1 protein-coding gene is annotated in these 1043 nt (G+C 67.7%); it reads left to right on the forward strand.

Annotated elements, in window-relative coordinates:
- Positions 1 to 209 precede the first annotated feature (209 nt).
- Complete coding sequence (locus tag ACNAW0_RS30430; RefSeq protein ID WP_416291489.1) at positions 210 to 1022, forward strand: IS5 family transposase; 813 nt, start codon at positions 210 to 212, stop codon at positions 1020 to 1022.
- Positions 1023 to 1043: the final 21 nt, after the last annotated feature.

Genomic DNA, 1043 nt, shown 5'->3' on the forward strand with positions numbered 1-1043 from the left:
AGAGCCTGGTAAATAAGGGTTTCAGGCCATCCGGGGGGCGCCGTGGAGATCGGCCGTGGTGGTGGTGCCGGCGTGGCAGCGTGACATGAGGAAGGGCCTCCGGTACGAGCAAAGGCGACTAAACCAGCACGACCGAAGGCCCAACCCTGTCTGTATACCTTGTCGCCGGCGTCGCCGCATCCACCACCCCGGCCACCCTCGATGCTCACCTGCCCACCGCCCGGCCACGGCACTACCCGTCCGACACCACCGATGCCGAATGGGCCGTCCTCGCCCCGCACGTCCCGGCCGGCACCGGACGCGGCCGACCGATCACCTACCCCCGCCGCGACATCGTCGACGCGATCCGCTACCTCGACCGCACCGGCTGCCAGTGGGACGCGCTACCAGCCGACTTCCCCCACCACAAACTGGTCTACCACTACTTCAAGACCTGGACCGCGAACGGAACCCTGCACCGCATGCACAACAGCCTGCGCGAACAGGTCCGCCAGCGAGTCGAGAACCGCAACCGGCAACCGAGCGCCGCACTGGTCGACTCCCAGTCGATCCGCGGCGCGGAGACCGTCGGACGGCCCAGCCGCGGCTACGACGCCGGGAAGAAGATCAACGGCCGCAAACGACACATCGCCGTCGACACCTGCGGCCTGCTCCTCGCCGTCCTGGTCACCGGCGGCAACGTGCAGGACCGCGACGGCGCCCGACCCCTCCTACAGGCGTTACACGCCTGCTTTCCCAGCATCCGCCTGGTCTGGGCCGACAGCGGCTACGCCGGAAAGCTCGTCGCCTGGGCCACCACCCACCTCGCCCTGACCGTGCGAATCGTCGCCAAACTCGCCGGGCAGACCACCTTCGTCGTCCACCACCGCAGATGGGCAGTCGAACGCAGCTTCTCCTGGATCAACCGGTGCCGACGCACCGTCCGCGACTACGAACGGCAACCCGCGCACCACGCCGCAATGGTCCAATGGGCGATGATCATCGTGATGGCGCGCCGCCTCGCCCGGCACCAACACACCTGAAACCCTTATTTACTAGGCTCT

Origin of the sequence: Micromonospora sp. SL1-18 (assembly GCF_047921505.1) — a bacterium.
Taxonomy (GTDB): domain Bacteria; phylum Actinomycetota; class Actinomycetes; order Mycobacteriales; family Micromonosporaceae; genus Micromonospora.